The organism is Mycobacterium sp. IDUB_5 (assembly GCF_055419565.1).
The window spans coordinates 196,781-211,126 of the sequence record NZ_JBVAXX010000002.1; the positions used below are offsets into that span (position 1 = coordinate 196,781).

The 14,346-nt window shown below is 69.0% G+C and carries 16 protein-coding genes; 7 read left to right on the forward strand and 9 right to left on the reverse strand.

The genetic code is table 11. The features are described 5' to 3' along the window. Window positions 1-24: 24 nt before the first annotated feature. Window positions 25-1,941 carry a translational GTPase TypA gene (gene typA / locus ACZY1G_RS05930; protein ID WP_463815540.1) on the reverse strand — a complete coding sequence of 639 codons (1,917 nt, stop codon included), beginning with the start codon at window positions 1,939-1,941 and terminating at the stop codon, window positions 25-27. A gap of 56 nt (window positions 1,942-1,997) precedes the next feature. Here typA and ACZY1G_RS05935 point away from each other — a divergent pair, with 56 nt between their 5' ends. Beyond that, window positions 1,998-2,162 carry a hypothetical protein gene (locus tag ACZY1G_RS05935; RefSeq protein WP_463815539.1) on the forward strand — a complete coding sequence of 55 codons (165 nt, stop codon included), beginning with the start codon at window positions 1,998-2,000 and terminating at the stop codon, window positions 2,160-2,162. A gap of 58 nt (window positions 2,163-2,220) precedes the next feature. After that, a complete protein-coding gene (locus ACZY1G_RS05940) occupies window positions 2,221-2,487 on the forward strand; it encodes a hypothetical protein (protein WP_463815824.1) in 267 nt (88 codons plus the stop codon). Here the strand turns inward: ACZY1G_RS05940 and ACZY1G_RS05945 are convergent. Genes ACZY1G_RS05945 through ACZY1G_RS05965 form a run of 5 tightly spaced genes read right to left on the reverse strand, consistent with a single transcriptional unit; the run spans window position 2,484 to window position 7,284 of the window. Continuing rightward, window positions 2,484-3,353: a polysaccharide deacetylase family protein gene (locus ACZY1G_RS05945; RefSeq protein WP_463815537.1), complete on the reverse strand. Its 870-nt coding sequence runs from the start codon at window positions 3,351-3,353 to the stop codon at window positions 2,484-2,486. The genes ACZY1G_RS05940 and ACZY1G_RS05945 overlap by 4 nt on opposite strands. A gap of 1 nt (window position 3,354) precedes the next feature. Beyond that, on the reverse strand, window positions 3,355-4,323 hold the full coding sequence (gene speB / locus ACZY1G_RS05950; RefSeq protein WP_463821869.1) for an agmatinase: 969 nt from the start codon (window positions 4,321-4,323) through the stop codon (window positions 3,355-3,357). Window positions 4,324-4,349: 26 nt separating this feature from the next. Next, a complete protein-coding gene (locus ACZY1G_RS05955; protein ID WP_463821870.1) occupies window positions 4,350-5,114 on the reverse strand; it encodes an SDR family NAD(P)-dependent oxidoreductase in 765 nt (254 codons plus the stop codon). Beyond that, the gene (locus tag ACZY1G_RS05960; RefSeq protein WP_463821871.1) at window positions 5,111-5,806 is read right to left on the reverse strand and encodes an SDR family NAD(P)-dependent oxidoreductase; all 696 of its coding nucleotides are present in this window, start codon (window positions 5,804-5,806) and stop codon (window positions 5,111-5,113) included. The genes ACZY1G_RS05955 and ACZY1G_RS05960 overlap by 4 nt, the downstream gene beginning before the upstream one ends. After that, entirely contained in the window at window positions 5,803-7,284 is a 1,482-nt protein-coding gene (locus ACZY1G_RS05965) for an APC family permease (protein ID WP_463821872.1), read from the reverse strand. The genes ACZY1G_RS05960 and ACZY1G_RS05965 overlap by 4 nt, the downstream gene beginning before the upstream one ends. 165 nt (window positions 7,285-7,449) lie before the next feature. On the opposite strand from ACZY1G_RS05965, the gene ACZY1G_RS05970 reads away from it, so the two are divergent. After that, window positions 7,450-8,862 (forward strand): PucR family transcriptional regulator, encoded by a 1,413-nt coding sequence (locus ACZY1G_RS05970; RefSeq protein WP_463821873.1) that lies wholly within the window; start codon window positions 7,450-7,452, stop codon window positions 8,860-8,862. Here ACZY1G_RS05970 and ACZY1G_RS05975 read toward each other — a convergent pair. Next, entirely contained in the window at window positions 8,856-9,902 is a 1,047-nt protein-coding gene (locus tag ACZY1G_RS05975) for an aldo/keto reductase (protein WP_463821874.1), read from the reverse strand. The two genes, ACZY1G_RS05970 and ACZY1G_RS05975, sit on opposite strands and share 7 nt — an antisense overlap. A gap of 88 nt (window positions 9,903-9,990) precedes the next feature. Here ACZY1G_RS05975 and ACZY1G_RS05980 point away from each other — a divergent pair, with 88 nt between their 5' ends. Continuing rightward, entirely contained in the window at window positions 9,991-10,602 is a 612-nt protein-coding gene (locus tag ACZY1G_RS05980; protein ID WP_463815530.1) for a TetR/AcrR family transcriptional regulator, read from the forward strand. Window positions 10,603-10,606: 4 nt separating this feature from the next. Here the strand turns inward: ACZY1G_RS05980 and ACZY1G_RS05985 are convergent, their stop codons facing one another. Next, window positions 10,607-10,996: a (deoxy)nucleoside triphosphate pyrophosphohydrolase gene (locus tag ACZY1G_RS05985; RefSeq protein WP_463815528.1), complete on the reverse strand. Its 390-nt coding sequence runs from the start codon at window positions 10,994-10,996 to the stop codon at window positions 10,607-10,609. A 27-nt stretch (window positions 10,997-11,023) separates the two neighbouring features. On the opposite strand from ACZY1G_RS05985, the gene ACZY1G_RS05990 reads away from it, so the two are divergent. After that, window positions 11,024-11,305 (forward strand): 4a-hydroxytetrahydrobiopterin dehydratase, encoded by a 282-nt coding sequence (locus ACZY1G_RS05990; protein WP_463821875.1) that lies wholly within the window; start codon window positions 11,024-11,026, stop codon window positions 11,303-11,305. Here the strand turns inward: ACZY1G_RS05990 and ACZY1G_RS05995 are convergent. Next, window positions 11,253-12,503 (reverse strand): mannosyltransferase, encoded by a 1,251-nt coding sequence (locus ACZY1G_RS05995; protein WP_463822213.1) that lies wholly within the window; start codon window positions 12,501-12,503, stop codon window positions 11,253-11,255. The two genes, ACZY1G_RS05990 and ACZY1G_RS05995, sit on opposite strands and share 53 nt — an antisense overlap. Before the next feature lie 121 nt (window positions 12,504-12,624). Between ACZY1G_RS05995 and ACZY1G_RS06000 the strand changes: the two genes are divergently transcribed. Together ACZY1G_RS06000 and ACZY1G_RS06005 are read left to right on the forward strand one after the other, a co-directional pair. Continuing rightward, window positions 12,625-13,272: a hypothetical protein gene (locus tag ACZY1G_RS06000; protein ID WP_463815526.1), complete on the forward strand. Its 648-nt coding sequence runs from the start codon at window positions 12,625-12,627 to the stop codon at window positions 13,270-13,272. 42 nt (window positions 13,273-13,314) lie between these two features. After that, a complete protein-coding gene (locus ACZY1G_RS06005) occupies window positions 13,315-14,307 on the forward strand; it encodes an Rv1157c family protein (RefSeq protein ID WP_463821876.1) in 993 nt (330 codons plus the stop codon). The last annotated feature ends 39 nt before the right edge of the window (window positions 14,308-14,346 follow it).

Consider the following 14,346-nt stretch of genomic DNA (forward strand, 5'->3'; position numbering starts at 1 on the left):
GTACAGGGTAGCGACGGGCTTGCCCTACACCCCGGCCTGTTGGTTGGACTGCTTGGCCCGTGCTTTCGCCCGCGCCCGCAGCGAGGCGGTCAGCTCCACTTTGCGCACCCGCACGATCTCCGGCGTCACCTCGACGCACTCGTCCTCGGCGCAGAACTCCATCGCCTTCTCGAGGTCGAGTTCCAGCGGGCGGGCCAGCGTCTCCATCACGTCGGCCGTCGAGGACCGCATGTTGGTGAGCTTCTTCTCCCGGGTGATGTTGATGTCGAGGTCCTCGGCGCGCGGGTTGATGCCGACGACCTGGCCCTCGTAGGTCTCCTGCCCGGGCTCCACGAAGAACTGCCCGCGGTCGGCGAGCTGGATCATCGCGAACGGCGTGATCTGGCCGGACCGGTCGGACACCAGCGAACCGGTGTGGCGCGCGCGGATCTCTCCGGCCCAGGGCCGGTAACCGTCGAACACGGCGTTGGCGATGCCGGTGCCGCGGGTCAGGGTCAGGAAGTCGGTGCGGAACCCGATCAGCCCGCGGCTGGGAACGATGAAGTCCATGCGCACCCAGCCCGCCGCATGGTTGGCCATGTCTTCCATGCGGCCCTTGCGGGCGGCCATGAGCTGGGTGACAGCGCCGACGAACTCCTCGGGGCAGTCGATCGTCATCGCTTCGAACGGCTCGTGCAGCTTGCCGTCGATCGTCTGGGTGACCACCTGCGGCTTGCCGACCGTCAGCTCGAAGCCCTCCCGGCGCATCTGCTCGACGAGCACCGCGAGCGCGAGCTCGCCACGGCCCTGCACCTCCCAGGCATCGGGGCGGCCGATGTCGACGACCTTGATCGACACGTTGCCGACCAGTTCGGAGTCGAGCCGGTTCTTGACCATGCGGGCGGTCAGCTTGTGTCCGGAGACCTTGCCCGCCAGGGGCGAGGTGTTGGTGCCGACGGTCACCGAGATGGCGGGTTCGTCGACGGTGATGCGCGGCAGTGCGTGCGCGTGGTCGGGGTCGGCGAGGGTGTCGCCGATCATGATCTCGGGCATGCCCGCGACCGCGACGATGTCGCCGGCGACGGCTTCGTCGGTGGCGGTACGTTCCACACCTTCGGTGACCAGCAGCTCGGTGATCTTGGCATTCGTGATGACAGGGTGGCCGTCGACCTCACGCATCCAGGCCACCTGCTGGCCCTTGCGGATGCGGCCCTTGTAGATGCGGATCAGTGCGAGACGGCCCAGGAACGCTGATGCGTCGAGGTTCGTGACGAGCGCCTGCAGCGGTGCTTCCGGATCGCCCTGTGGCGGCGGAATGTGCTCCAGCAGCACGTCGAACAGTGGGTCGAGGTTGTCCCCGTCGGGGTTCTGCCCGTTTGCGGGTTCGGTGGTGCTGGCGATACCGGCACGCCCCGAGGCGTAGAGGACAGGCAACCCGAGCGCGAACTCGGCTGCCGTCTGCGCTTCGGCGTCGAGGTCCGAGGCGACGTCGAGCAGCAGGTCGTGGCTTTCCGAGACGACCTCGGCGATCCGGGCGTCGGGCCGGTCGGTCTTGTTGACGACGACGATCACCGGCAGGTGCGCGGCCAACGCCTTGCGCAACACGAAACGGGTCTGCGGCAGCGGGCCCTCGGATGCGTCGACCAGCAGCAGGACACCGTCGACCATGGACAGGCCGCGTTCCACCTCGCCGCCGAAGTCGGCGTGGCCTGGTGTGTCGATCACATTGATGACGGTCATCGACCCGTCGGGGTGGTGGCGGTGCACCGCGGTGTTCTTCGCCAGGATCGTGATGCCCTTTTCCTTCTCCAGGTCACCGGAGTCCATCAGGCGTTCGATCGCGTCGTCACCGCGGTGGGTCAGCGCCCCGGATTGACGGAGCATCGCGTCGACCAGGGTGGTCTTGCCGTGGTCGACGTGGGCCACAATGGCGACGTTGCGGAAGTCGGGGCGTGCAGTCACGCCCGTGATTGTCGCAGTGTCGTGCACCGATCGCGAAAACGAGAGATACCCGTCACGTGGCCAGCAAGCTCACCGACCTCACCCCGAAGAAGAAGTGTTGCCGCAGCAAGCCGCGCTGCAAGCGGTGTCCGGTGGTGCTGCACAAGGTCGACAAAGCCCAGCGCAACGGGCTGCGTGGCAAGGAGTTGCAGAAGGTGTTTAAGCGGGCCCGCAAGGCCTGATCAGGAGCCGCGAATCGGCGTACCGTGGGGTGATCCGTCAGCTTCGTGGAGGTTGGCCATCATGACGTACGAAGTCCTCACCGTTGCCCTGATCATCGCGCTCGCGACATTGGCCGCGCTGGCGATCTATCTGGGCCTGATGAACTGGATCGGCGCGCTCTACATGGTGCGGTGCACGGCCTGTCACCATCTGGCGTTCAGTTCGCGCCGCGATCCGCGACTGTCGTGTCCGCACTGTGAGCACCCGTCGCTGCTGCACCCGATCTACGCGGTACGCCACCGCGATGCCCCGGTGCGCGTTCTCGACGACCGGCTGCGGTTCTAGCGCGGCACGTCGGGCGGGCTGATGCTGCGCGGCGTCAGCCCCCGCGAGCGCACGTGCGTCGCGATTTCGCCCAGGCTGGTCGTCCACACATCCGCGTGCCCGGCGACGTAGCCGATCAGGTCGTCGAGTTCTTCTGCCCGCGAGGGCCTTCCGCTGAGGAAGGGATGGTTGGTCAGCACCCAGCAGCCACCGACACGGCGCAGCGCGTCGAACTCGAGTTGCCACAATTCCCGTGCCTTGCGGGGTGATTCGATGAGTCCGCTGCCGGACACGTCGGGCAGGTAGCAGTACTGTTCCCAGTCGTCGAGCGCCCACTGGATCGGGATCTCCACGAGCTGCCCGTCAGCCCCGACCGCGAGTTCGTAGGGGTGGTCGGCGTCCATGAGGCTGGAGTCGTAGAGGAACCCGCGTTCGAGCAGCAGGGCCGGGGTGCGCCACGACAGGTCCCACATCGGCGCCCGGTATCCCACCGGCCTGATCCCGGCCACGTCGGCCAGCGCGGCCAATCCGCGGTCCAGAGCGTCGATCTCGCCCTCGAGGGACAGCTGCGTGGGTTGCTCGTGCAGGTAGCCATGATGGGCGACCTCGTGACCGGCCGCGACGATCGCGCGGACTGCCTGCGGGTAGCGGTCGGCGGTGTGGCCGGGCACGAAGAACGTCGACGCGATCTGATGACGCTCCAGCAGCGCCAGGATGCGCGGGACACCGACGAGCGGACCGTAGGCCTGGTGACTCATCACGCTCATCCGCGCGCCGACCGACTGCCAGTCGCCCGACGAATTCCACAGCACCGCGGATTCGGCATCCAGGTCGAACGTGAACGCCGCCGCCGCGACTTTGCCGCGCGGCCAGTCGAATTCGGTCATGTCATCGGCCTGCCATCAAGGTGATCAGTTCGTAGGCGAGGTTGGCCGCCGCGACGGCGGTCACCTCGGCGTGATCGTAGGCCGGCGACACCTCGACGACGTCGCCGCCCACGATCGGCAGGTCTCGCATCGCTCGCAAGATCGCGACCAACTCCCTGCTGGTCATCCCGCCGATCTCGGGAGTGCCTGTGCCGGGGGCGAACGCGGGATCGAGGACGTCGATGTCGATGGACACGTACACCGGGTGATCTGCCACCCGCTCGAGGATCCGATCGATCGTGCCGTCGACGCCGATGCGATCGATGTCGCGGCAGTGCACCACGGTGAAGCCGAGTTCGGCGTCGTCGAGCAGATCGGCTCGGTCGTAGAGCGATCCGCGGATCCCGACGTGCGCCGACCGGTCCTTGACCAGCAGACCCTGCTCGGCGGCCCGACGGAATGGCGTGCCGTGGGTGCAGGGTGCCCCGAAATAGGTGTCCCACGTGTCGAGGTGGGCGTCGAAGTGCACGAGCGCAAGCGGTCCGTGCATCGCGTGCAGCGCCTGCAGTGCCGGTAGGGCGATCGTGTGATCGCCGCCGAGCAGCACCACCCGCTGACCGTCCTCGACGAGCAGATCGGTCACCCCGTCGCGGATCTGGTCGACTGCGGTGGCGATGTCGAACGGGTTGGCGGCGATGTCGCCGGCGTCGATCACCTGGGCCGCGGTGAACGGCGCCACGTCGAGTGCCGGGTGGTAGGGCTTGAGCAACCGCGACGCCTGCCGGATCGCGGCAGGACCGAATCGCGCCCCAGGCCGGTAGGTCACCCCGCTGTCGAACGGCACGCCCGCCACCGCGATGTCGTAGCGCGGCACCTCGTGGCGCTGCGGCAGCCGCGCGAACGTGCCCAGGCCCGCGTAACGGGGCACCTGCTGGGCATCGACCTGGCCCACGGTGCCGTTGGCAGTGTGCACATGAGAGCCCTGTGCCATGACGTGTTCTCCCTTTCGCGTCCGTCTCACACCCGTGACCGTGTCGAAGCGCCGTTGCAGGACAGCACCTGTCCGACGACGGCTGATACCTCGAAGTCGGCGAGCATCTCCACGGCCACCGCGATCTCGTCAGGAGTTCCTATGCGCCCCAAGGGGATTGCAGTGGCATATCGGGCGTGCACGGTGGCCAGGTCAACCCCCGCTGCGGCGGCGTCGACCTCCAGTTGCGGAGTGTCGGTGACACCGGGTGCGACGCCGTTGACGATGATGCCCTCCGGGGCCAGTTCACGGCCGAGGGTCTTCACCAGCGAGATCAGCCCCGCCTTGGACGCCGCGTACGCCGTCGCCTCGGGCCAGCCGGTGACACCCCATTCGCTGGTGATCACGACGATGCGGCCCTCGCCTCGGCGGCGCATGTGCGGTAACACCGCCTGGATCAGGAAGAAGGTGCCGCCGAGATTGGTGTCGACGACTTTCCACCAGTCCGCGTCATCGTGGTCGAGCAGCGGCGCCATCGTCATGTAGGCGTGATTGGCGACCAGCACGTCCAGTCGACCGGCGGTGTGGGCGACGGCATCAGCGATACGCACACATTCGGCCGGATCGGAGACGTCGCCGGTTACCGCGAATCCGCTGATGCTGTCGGACAATTCGATGAGCTCGGGAGTCTCGCGCAGATCGTTGACCGCCACGGTGGCGCCGGCGGCTGCCAGTCGGCGGGCATGCGCGACACCCATGCCCTGCCCGGCGCCGGTGACCAGCGCGACGCGGCCCGTCAGAGAGGTCGTCATATCACCGCTCCCGAGTTCACGTTGACCACGTCACCGACGCTGAACCCCGCATCGCACACCAGGTACTCCACGCATCGGGCGACCTCACGCGGCAACGCCAGCCTGCGCAGCGGCAGTGTGCTGAGGTATTCGCTTGCACGCCAGGGGGAATCAGCCGCGAGCAGAGGTGTCTCGGTGGGTCCCGGAGCGACGGCGTTCACACGCACGCCCACCGGGGCCACCTCGGCGGCGAGGCTGCGCACCGCACCCAGCAGAGCTCCCTTGGCGGCGGCGTAGTGCGCATCGTGATCGCCGCCCCCGACCGCGAGTTCGCTCGCTATGGCCACCAACGAGCCCTGAGTCGCCTCCAGGTCCGGCAGACACGCCCGCGCGAGGTTCACGAAGCCGCCCAGGTGCACCCGCAGCATCCGCCGCCATGCCGTCGCATCGATCTGGTCGACCGGTGCCATCGCGTAATGTCCGGCGACGCTGACGGCCGCGGTCACCGGCCCCAGCCGTGTGCGCACCTCGTCGATGGTCGACGCGAGCGCTGCGCTGTCGGACACATCGGCGCGCACCGCGAGGTCGACGCCGTCTGCGTCGACGAGATCGACTCCGGCGACTGCGAACCCGCGGGCCCGCAGCGCAGAGACGACCGCGGCACCGATGCCGCTGGCCGCCCCTGTGACGACCGCAGTGCGACGGTCACTCACTGCCGGAACCGCCGCGCCTCGTCGGCGCGCTCGTCGAGGGATTCGGCCTCCTCAACGACGCTGACGGCGACGATGCGGGACCGGACCGCGGCGAAGATCGCGGCACCGAGCAGCGCGAGTGCCAGCACTCCGATCCACACCGACCAGTCGAGGTATCGCTGTTCGTAGACCGCGCGGGGCCAGGAGATGTTGAGCATCTGCAACACCGCCCACACCACGGCGACCGCCGCCACGGGCAGCGCGAACCGGCCGAGCGAGAAGGACGGTGCGGTCCAGGTGCGGCGGATGAGCACGATCAGGAATCCGATCAGCGGGAACAGGAACGCCAGATAGAAGCCGCCGGTGGTGAAGTTGACCATCAGCGAGTAGATGTCGCCGGCGACGATCGACAGCCCGAACAGGGCACCGCCGACGACGGTGGTCACGGCGATGGCCGCCACGGGCATCCGGTTGGCCCCACCGAGGCGGGCCAGTACTCCGGATGCGGGCAGCGCGCCGTCGCGGGCGTAGGCCCAGATGACGCGCGACGCTGCGGTCTGCAAGGCCAGGAAGCTGGCGAGGAACCCGATGACGAACAGCACCTCCACCGGTTTCGCGATTCCGGCACCCAGCGCCGCGGTCAGGGTGTCGTACACCGGGTCGGCGACCGAACCGGCCGTCACCGCGTCGATGTCAGGGATGGCGAGGATTATCGCCAGGCTCGAGTAAGCGACGACGAGCGCGATGAACGTCAGCGAGAACAGGACCGCCTTGGGCAGATCCCGGCGGGGCTCGTGCACCTCCTCGGCGATGGCGCCCGCACTCTCGAAACCGACGAACGAGAATCCGATGAACGCGACGGCGATCAGAAACGGCCCCGACAGGTAGGACCAGGTGTCGACGCCGCTGCCGCCGCCGTCGAAGAGCACCGAGACTGAGTTGTTGCGATGGAACAGCAGCAGCCAGGTGCCCAGCCCGATCGAGCCGAGCACCTCGGCGACGATGCTCGCGGTCATGAACAGTTTCAGTGCGCCGCGACCGATCAGGTTGATCAGCGTTCCGCACAGCAGGATCACCAGCGCGATGACCGCTCGCAGACCGCCCGAAGGAGCGCTGACCCCGGCGATGTCGGCGATGAACCCCGCCGCCCCCAACGCCACGGTCGCCATCGCGATCACCAGGGTCCACATGTAGAACCACCCGGCGAACCAGCCGTACCCGGTGCCCAACAGCCGGCGCGACCACTGGTAGATCGAGCCCTCCAGCGGCCAGCGGGACACCAGGGTGGCGAACACGAACGCCACCAGCAACTGGCCGCCGAACACCAGCAGGAAGCCCCACCAGAAGCTGGGGCCCGCGGCGGTCAGGGCCAGCCCGAAGATGCCGTAGAGGGCCACGATCGGGGAGATGAAGGCGAACGCGAAGGCGAACGCCGACCAGAGCGAGAACTCGCGCCGCAGGGCGTAGGGCGAGTCGACGCTGTCGAGCGATGACGACATGAGTGCTCCCATTCGGTCCGGGTTGGGAGAACTATCGGTCCGCGTTGTCGTGATCACCACCCGAAGCGCGGAAAACGCTGCGATCGCACCCCACACGGGGTGCGGCATTGGACGATCGCACAACGGCGCGCAGCGACGATGTGACCACGGCGTTACGCTCGGCCCATGACCGACCCGCCGGCCCCGGGCGCGGTGGCACCGACGGTGCGCGACCTGCTGGCCGGATCGCCGTTGGGTCTGATCGAGCCGCCGGGCGAACCACAGGACATGGACCGGCCGATCAGCTGGGTGCACACGACCGAGATCCGGGACCCGGCCCGCTATCTCCAGGGCGGGGAATTGGTGTGCACCGTGGGTCTGTCGCTGCACACGCCGCAGGACTGCCACGTCTTCGCCGACGCGCTGGCCCGCTGCGGCGCTGCAGGGGTGTGCTTCGGCACCGGTGACGGGCACGACGTCGTCCCGGCCGAGCTCCTGGACAGGTGCCGAGCGCACGGCCTGCCGGTGGTGATCGCGCCGCGGGACGTCCCCTTCGAGACCGTCAGCCGCTTCGTGGCCGACTACCGGCTCGGCGCCGAACTCGCCGTCGCCCGCGCGACCACCGCTCTGGTGCCCGAGATGATGGCGGCGCTGCGGCGGCGCGATCCGGTCCGCCTGCTGCTCGACCGGGCTGGGGAACTGCTGGGCTGTTACTTCATTCTCGACGAGCAGCAGAGCCGCCCGCCGTCCGACGACGACCACACCGAGGTCACGGTCACCATCGGTGACCTGGGTGCACTGGTGTGGATAGGTCGCGGCGCGCCGCCCGACCCCTCACTGCTGGAGACCATCGGCCGTTTCGTGCAAGCGGCACAGAGCGAGCACGACATCGAGGCCGCCCTCGCCCGGGAGCGCGTCGGCCAGCTGCTCTCCCTCGTCGAACGGCGGATGCTGCTGCCCGACGCGCTGCATCAACTCCTGCGCTGGCCCACCACACCGTCGGCGACGGTGCGGGTGTCCGCATGGCCCGGTGGAGCCGGCGCCCTGCTGTCCCTGGCCTTCCCCGACGCCCTGGTCGGCGACGCCTCCGATGTGTGTCTGGTGCTCAGTGAGGCCGGGGTGGACGACACTATCGCCGAGACACTGTCGCTGCCCTCGGGCCATTCGGCGGAGGTACCGATCACCGAGCTGGGCCCGGCGATCGCCCAGTCTCGTATTGCGCTGGGCCTGGCCCATCAGCACGGCGGCAGCATCGGGCCCGATCAGCTCAGCACGCTCACGAGCCTGATCGAGCAGCTGCCGAAGGCGCAGCTGACTCCGTTCGTGGCCCAGCTGATCGAGCCGCTGCATCGGCTCGACCGCGAGCGTGCCACCCAGCACGTGCGCACCCTGCGCACGTTCCTGGCAGCCAACGGTTCGCTGTCCGAGACGGCTCGCACACTGTTCCTGCACACCAACACCGTGCGCCACCGGCTGGCGCGGATCCGCGAGATCACCGGCCGCGATCCACTCAGCTTCGACGACCAGACCGCGTTCGCGATCGGACTGCGCGCTTTCGACCGCTCCCCCGGCGGCGCCCGGCGCGATCACGGTCAGTGATGCGTGATGGGGAACAGCGGCGGGTTGAGGCGGGCGAAACCCTCCTGGCGGTAGTAGGGAAAGTGGGGGTAGGGCGGTTCCCGTCCGCTGACGGCATCGAGGCGCGCGATCTGGTCGGGGGTGAGCGCCCAACCGACAGCTCCGAGATTCTCCTCGAGCTGGCGGGCATCGCGGGCGCCGACGATCACCGATGCCACCGTCGGACGGCGCAGCAGCCAGTTCAGCGCAATCTGTGGAATGGTTTTGCCTGTCTCGCAAGCGATCTCGTCGAGGACGTCGACGACGTCGTACAGCAACTCTTCATCGACCGGCGGGCCGGCAGCTGCGGTCTCGTGGAGGCGACTCTGGGTCGGCACCGGCGAGTCTCGGCGAATCCGCCCGGTCAGCCGCCCCCACCCGAGCGGGCTCCAGACCAGGGCGCCAACGCCCTGATCGACGCCCAGCGGCATCAAGTCCCATTCGTAGTCACGCCCGATCAGCGAGTAGTAGACCTGGTGGGCGATGTGGCGTGGCGTGTGCGCCGCGTCCGCCGCCGACAGCGCCTTCATCAGTTGCCAGCCCGCGAAGTTGGAGACTCCGCTGTACCGGATCTTGCCCTGTCGGGTCAGGACATCCAGGGTGTCCACGACTTCCTCGACGGGGGTGTGGGCGTCGAAACCGTGCAACTGGAACAGGTCGATGCGGTCGGTGTCGAGGCGATGCAACGCCTGCTCCACGGCCGTGATCAATCGCGTTCGTGATGTTCCGGCATCTGCCGGGCCGTCTCCCATCGGCAGTGCCGCCTTGGTCGAGATCAGCACATCGTCGCGCCGACCCTTCACTGCCTGCCCGAGGATCTCCTCGGATCTACCGGCCGAGTAGACGTCCGCGGTGTCGAACACCGTGATTCCGGCGTCCAGGCACCGGTCGACCAGCCGTCGCGCCTCGCCCACGTCGGTGCTGCCCCAGGCGCTGAAGAACTCACCGCCTCCGAAAGTGGCTGCGCCGAAAGCGAGTTCGGACACCACCAGGCCGGAGTTGCCCACACGTCGGTACTCCATACCGCCTCCTTAATGGCACGAATTTCCTTTTAAGGAAGCTATCAGATGTTCATTCTTAAAGCGACGCTTGTCCCGTTAACATGATCGAATGGCGACACACCGACCCGGAGGCAGAACCGCGCAGGTGCGCGAGGCCGTTCTCGAGGCGACGGCCGACCTCCTCGTGGACGGCGGCCTGGAGGGTGTCGACCTCAGCGAGATCGCCCGTCGCTCAGGGGTCAGCAAGTCGACGCTCTACCGGCGGTGGGGCACGGTGTCAGCGCTCGTGGCCGACCTGCTCGTCGACATGGCCGACACGTCGTCGCCGCGGCCGACGACCGGGAGCCTGCCCGGAGACCTGCTCGCCATCGCCCTGCTGATCCAGCGCACCCTCGCGGACCCTCGACAGGGGCGCCTCTTCGCCGCGATCATCGCCGCCGCGACGTGCAACCGCGATACCGCAGACGCTCTCGCACGGTTTTACCGGACCCGTACCGACGAGTTCGCCCCTGCGATCTCCGAGGGAATTGCCAAGGGGGAAGGGCCCTCTGGAACGGACCCCGCAGACGTCATCCGCCATCTGTCCGCGCCGCTCTACTACCGGATGCTGACGGGCAGCGGGGCACCCGACGCCGAGGACGCCGAGCGCACGACACGGGCAACACTGGCCGCGCTCACCGCGGGGGTGTTCATCCGCGACACCGAAGGAACCACCGCGTGACGCGTCAGCCGTGCAGTAGAGCCGCCAGATCAGGCAGCCACGCCCGATCGGCCGGCACCCAGCGCAGGCCGTCGATGTCCGCGGCGACGACCCAGCGCAGCGCCCGATGGTCGTGCGGATGCAGCATCCCACCGGTGCGGGTCACCAGATACGCCCGCAGCGTCGCCGTCTCACTCAACGCGACATCCGCCCCGAGGCGTGCACCGACAGTGACCTCGATCCCCAACTCTTCCAACAACTCTCGCTGTAACGCCTCAGCGTCTCTCTCCCCCGTACCCACTTTTCCGCCGGGCAGCTCCCAGCACCCCGCCAGCTCGGGCGGACGGGCCCGCTGCGCCACGAGCAGCCTGCCCTGCTCGATCAGCGCGCCGGCGACGACAACCAGGGTGGACATTGCCGCAGACGGTATACCGTCGAACCCATGGCCGTGTTATCAGACGACGATGTCGATGCTGTCCTGCCCCAACTCGACGGCTGGGAGCGCTCCGACGGCGCCCTGCGCCGCAGCGTGGATTTCCCCGCTTTCCTCGACGGCATCGAGGCGGTACGGCGGGTGGCTGAGCGCGCAGAGGCGGCCGACCATCATCCTGACATCGACATCCGTTGGCGCACAGTAACTTTCGCGCTGGTCACCCATTCCGAGGGCGGTATCACGGACAAGGACGTGGCGATGGCCCGCGAGATCGACGGCCTCCTCGGCTAGCGATCCACCCCAGCGTCGTCAACGTCGCGACGATGTAGATCAGCCCGGCCCACGCCAGGTACCAGGGGCGGGAGATCTGCCAGATGGTCGGCTGAGCGAAGCTGAGCAGCCACGGCACCCCGATCAGCGTCAGCGCCAGCCACCCCCACCCCAGGATCCGCGCGCCGAGTTCTGCGCGCAGCGGGCCGTGCAGCAGCCAGATCATCAGCGGGATCAGCCACACCCAGTGGTGCGTCCACGAGATCGGCGACAGCAACAGTCCGAACAGCGACACGATGACGATCGCGCCGAGCCGGTCGGCCGCGCCGCCGATCGCGCGCCACGCCAGCACGGCCAGGACGGCCGTCACGGCGATCCCGGCCACGACGGCGGGGCCGTAGCCGGCGTCGTGGCCGAGGATGCGCGAGACGCCGCCGCGCCAGGACTGGTTGAACGATGTGCCGACCGGGCCGACACGCCCGGCGTCGCCGAGCAGGTCGGTGAAGTAGAACCGGGCCTGCTGGCCGATCACGAGCATCGACACACCGATCGTCGCGAAGAACACGACGGCGGAGAACGCCACCGCCGCCCAGCGGCGTGCGCCGGCGAAGTACAGACCCGAGACGGCCGGGGTCAGCTTGATGCCCGCGGCGAGTCCCACCAGCAGCCCCGACATCCACCAGCGTCTGCTGCGCACCGCGAGCAGGATGGCCAGCACCAGAACGACGTTGACCTGGCCGTAATCGAAGGTGCTGCGCAGCGGTTCGGTCCAGATGCCGACCGCGGTCCACAGCATGGCGACACGCCGGTCACCGCCCGCTGCGGTGTCGGTCAGCAGGTCCTGGCTGACCCGCACGACGCCGTAGAGCGCGGCCATGATCCCGAGCGACCACAGGAAGGCCACCACCGGAAACGGCAGCAGGTGCAGCGGATAGAACACCACCGCGGCGAACGGCGGGTAGGTGAACGGCAGCGGGAAGTCCGGGGTCTGGTCGGCGTAGACGTAGTCGTAGAGGGTGCCGGGCCGGTCCAGCGCGGCCGCGCCACCGACGTAGACGTGCAGGTCGACGAAGTTCGCGCCGTTGGGTAGCAGATAGGTCCATGCCAGCCGGGCGCCGATGCTCAGGATCAGCAGCACGGGGGCCGCGGCAGACAGCCGGGCTGCCCACCGTGAGCCCGCTGCCGCCTCGATGGTGTCGATGGCTCCGACTCTATCGATCGGTCACCATCTGCCTTCACGTCCGTAACGGTTGAATAAATGCCACTCATGTCACTTGAGTAACTCTAGTAACAGGCTAGCTTCGGGTTCAGGCGTGCCACTACATCGATTGGGAGTTCTCATGCACCGCACCCGGAAACTGTTCGCCACCACAATGATTGCTGCGGCAGGAGCGGTGACGGCTGCTGTTGCCCTCAGCGCAGGAGCAGCCGCTCAACCGGCCCCGGCCCCCGCTCCGGCGCCGGCCCCGGCCGTGCCCGGCCTGCCGTTCCTGCAGCAACTCGCCGCCAACCCGGCGGCTGCGACGCAGCTCATGCAGGGTTTCGCCAACCTGATGGGCGGCGCCCCCGCCGCCGCGTCCGCGACGACGAGCGCCGCCACCGCACCGCTGGCCCCCGCCCCGGGAGCCACCGCGTCACTGACTCTGCCGCCGAGCGTCAACGCCCTGCCCGGCGCCGTCGCCGCGCTGCCGGAGACGCTGCCCGCGGCCATGCCGACGGTGACGGCCACCCCCGGCACCGTGCCGGCCGGCAACACCACCACCGTCCCGCCGGTCAACACGCCGGCCGCCGCTTCCCCGCTGTCGGGTCTGACCGATGTCCTCGGCGCGCCCGGCAGCCTGGCCTCACTGCTGCCCGGCGGGTCCCCGCTGTCGAGCCTGCTGCCGACCGGCGCCACTGCGGCGACGCCCGCCGCTGCGACGACACCGGCCGTGCCCGCGGCGCCGGCAGCTCCCGTCGCGGCTCCGCTTCTCTCGGCCCTGCCCTGATTCAGCTCGCCCGATAACCGCCCATCCGACACGAGGGGAACCATGTCAACGATCAGGACGATGCTCACCACCGCCTTGGCGGTGAGTTCATCGACCGCGTTGCTGGCGGTCGGCGTGACCGGCGTCGCTCACGCCGATCCGGTGGCGCCGCTGCCGATCGACGGACTCACCGCACCGGGCCTGCCCGCGGTGCAGAGCCTCGGGCCGGTCATCCAGCAGGCCGCGGCGGATCCGTCGAATGCGGCGTCGATGCTGATGGCCGCCGCGGCGGTGTTCGCCGGCGACGCCGCGGCCCCGGCGCCGTCGCGGGACGTGGCGTCGGCGGTCAACCAGTTCGTGCAACCCGTCGCGCACGTTCCTGCGGCGGGGGCGGTGCCCGGCGCGGAGGCTCACCTCCCGGCGGGCGTGAACCCGGAGTTCGCGGTGGGTCCGGCTCCGGATGCTGCGCCGGAGGTGGCGCACATGGTGACGCCGCAGGCGGCGCTGCCGGGGCCTGACCCGGCGGCCGCCGTGCCCGCACCGGCTCCCGATCCGGCGGCCCCGCCGGCACCGGCCCCCGATCCGGCGGCCCCGGCCGCCACGCCGGTCGCCGCGACGACGCCCGGCGGGGGCGTGTTGGGGCCGAATACCCCGGTGACGCAGGACTTCCTGTATCCCTCGATCAGCAACGGCTGCCTGGCTGACGGCGGCAACGTGCTCGCGACGGCCATCTCGGTGGCAGGCCCGGCCGCGATCCCGCTACCCGGACCTGGCCCCGGCCAGACGGCGTACGTGTTCACCGCGATCGGCACGCCCGGTCCTGCGGCCGAGCAGAAGCTTCCGCTGAACGCCACGTGGGTCAACCTCACCACGGGCAAGTCGGGCAGCGTGACGCTGAAGCCCCGGCCGGACATGAACCCCCAGGGGCCGACGACGCTGACGGCCATCGCCGACACCGGCTCCGGCAGCATCATGTCGACGATCTTCGGTCAGGTCACCACGACCGAGAAGCAGTGCCAGTTCATGCCGACGATCGGCTCCACGGTCGTCCCCTGATCTGGCTCCCCCTCGCGAAGGTGCATTCACGGTAGCGGC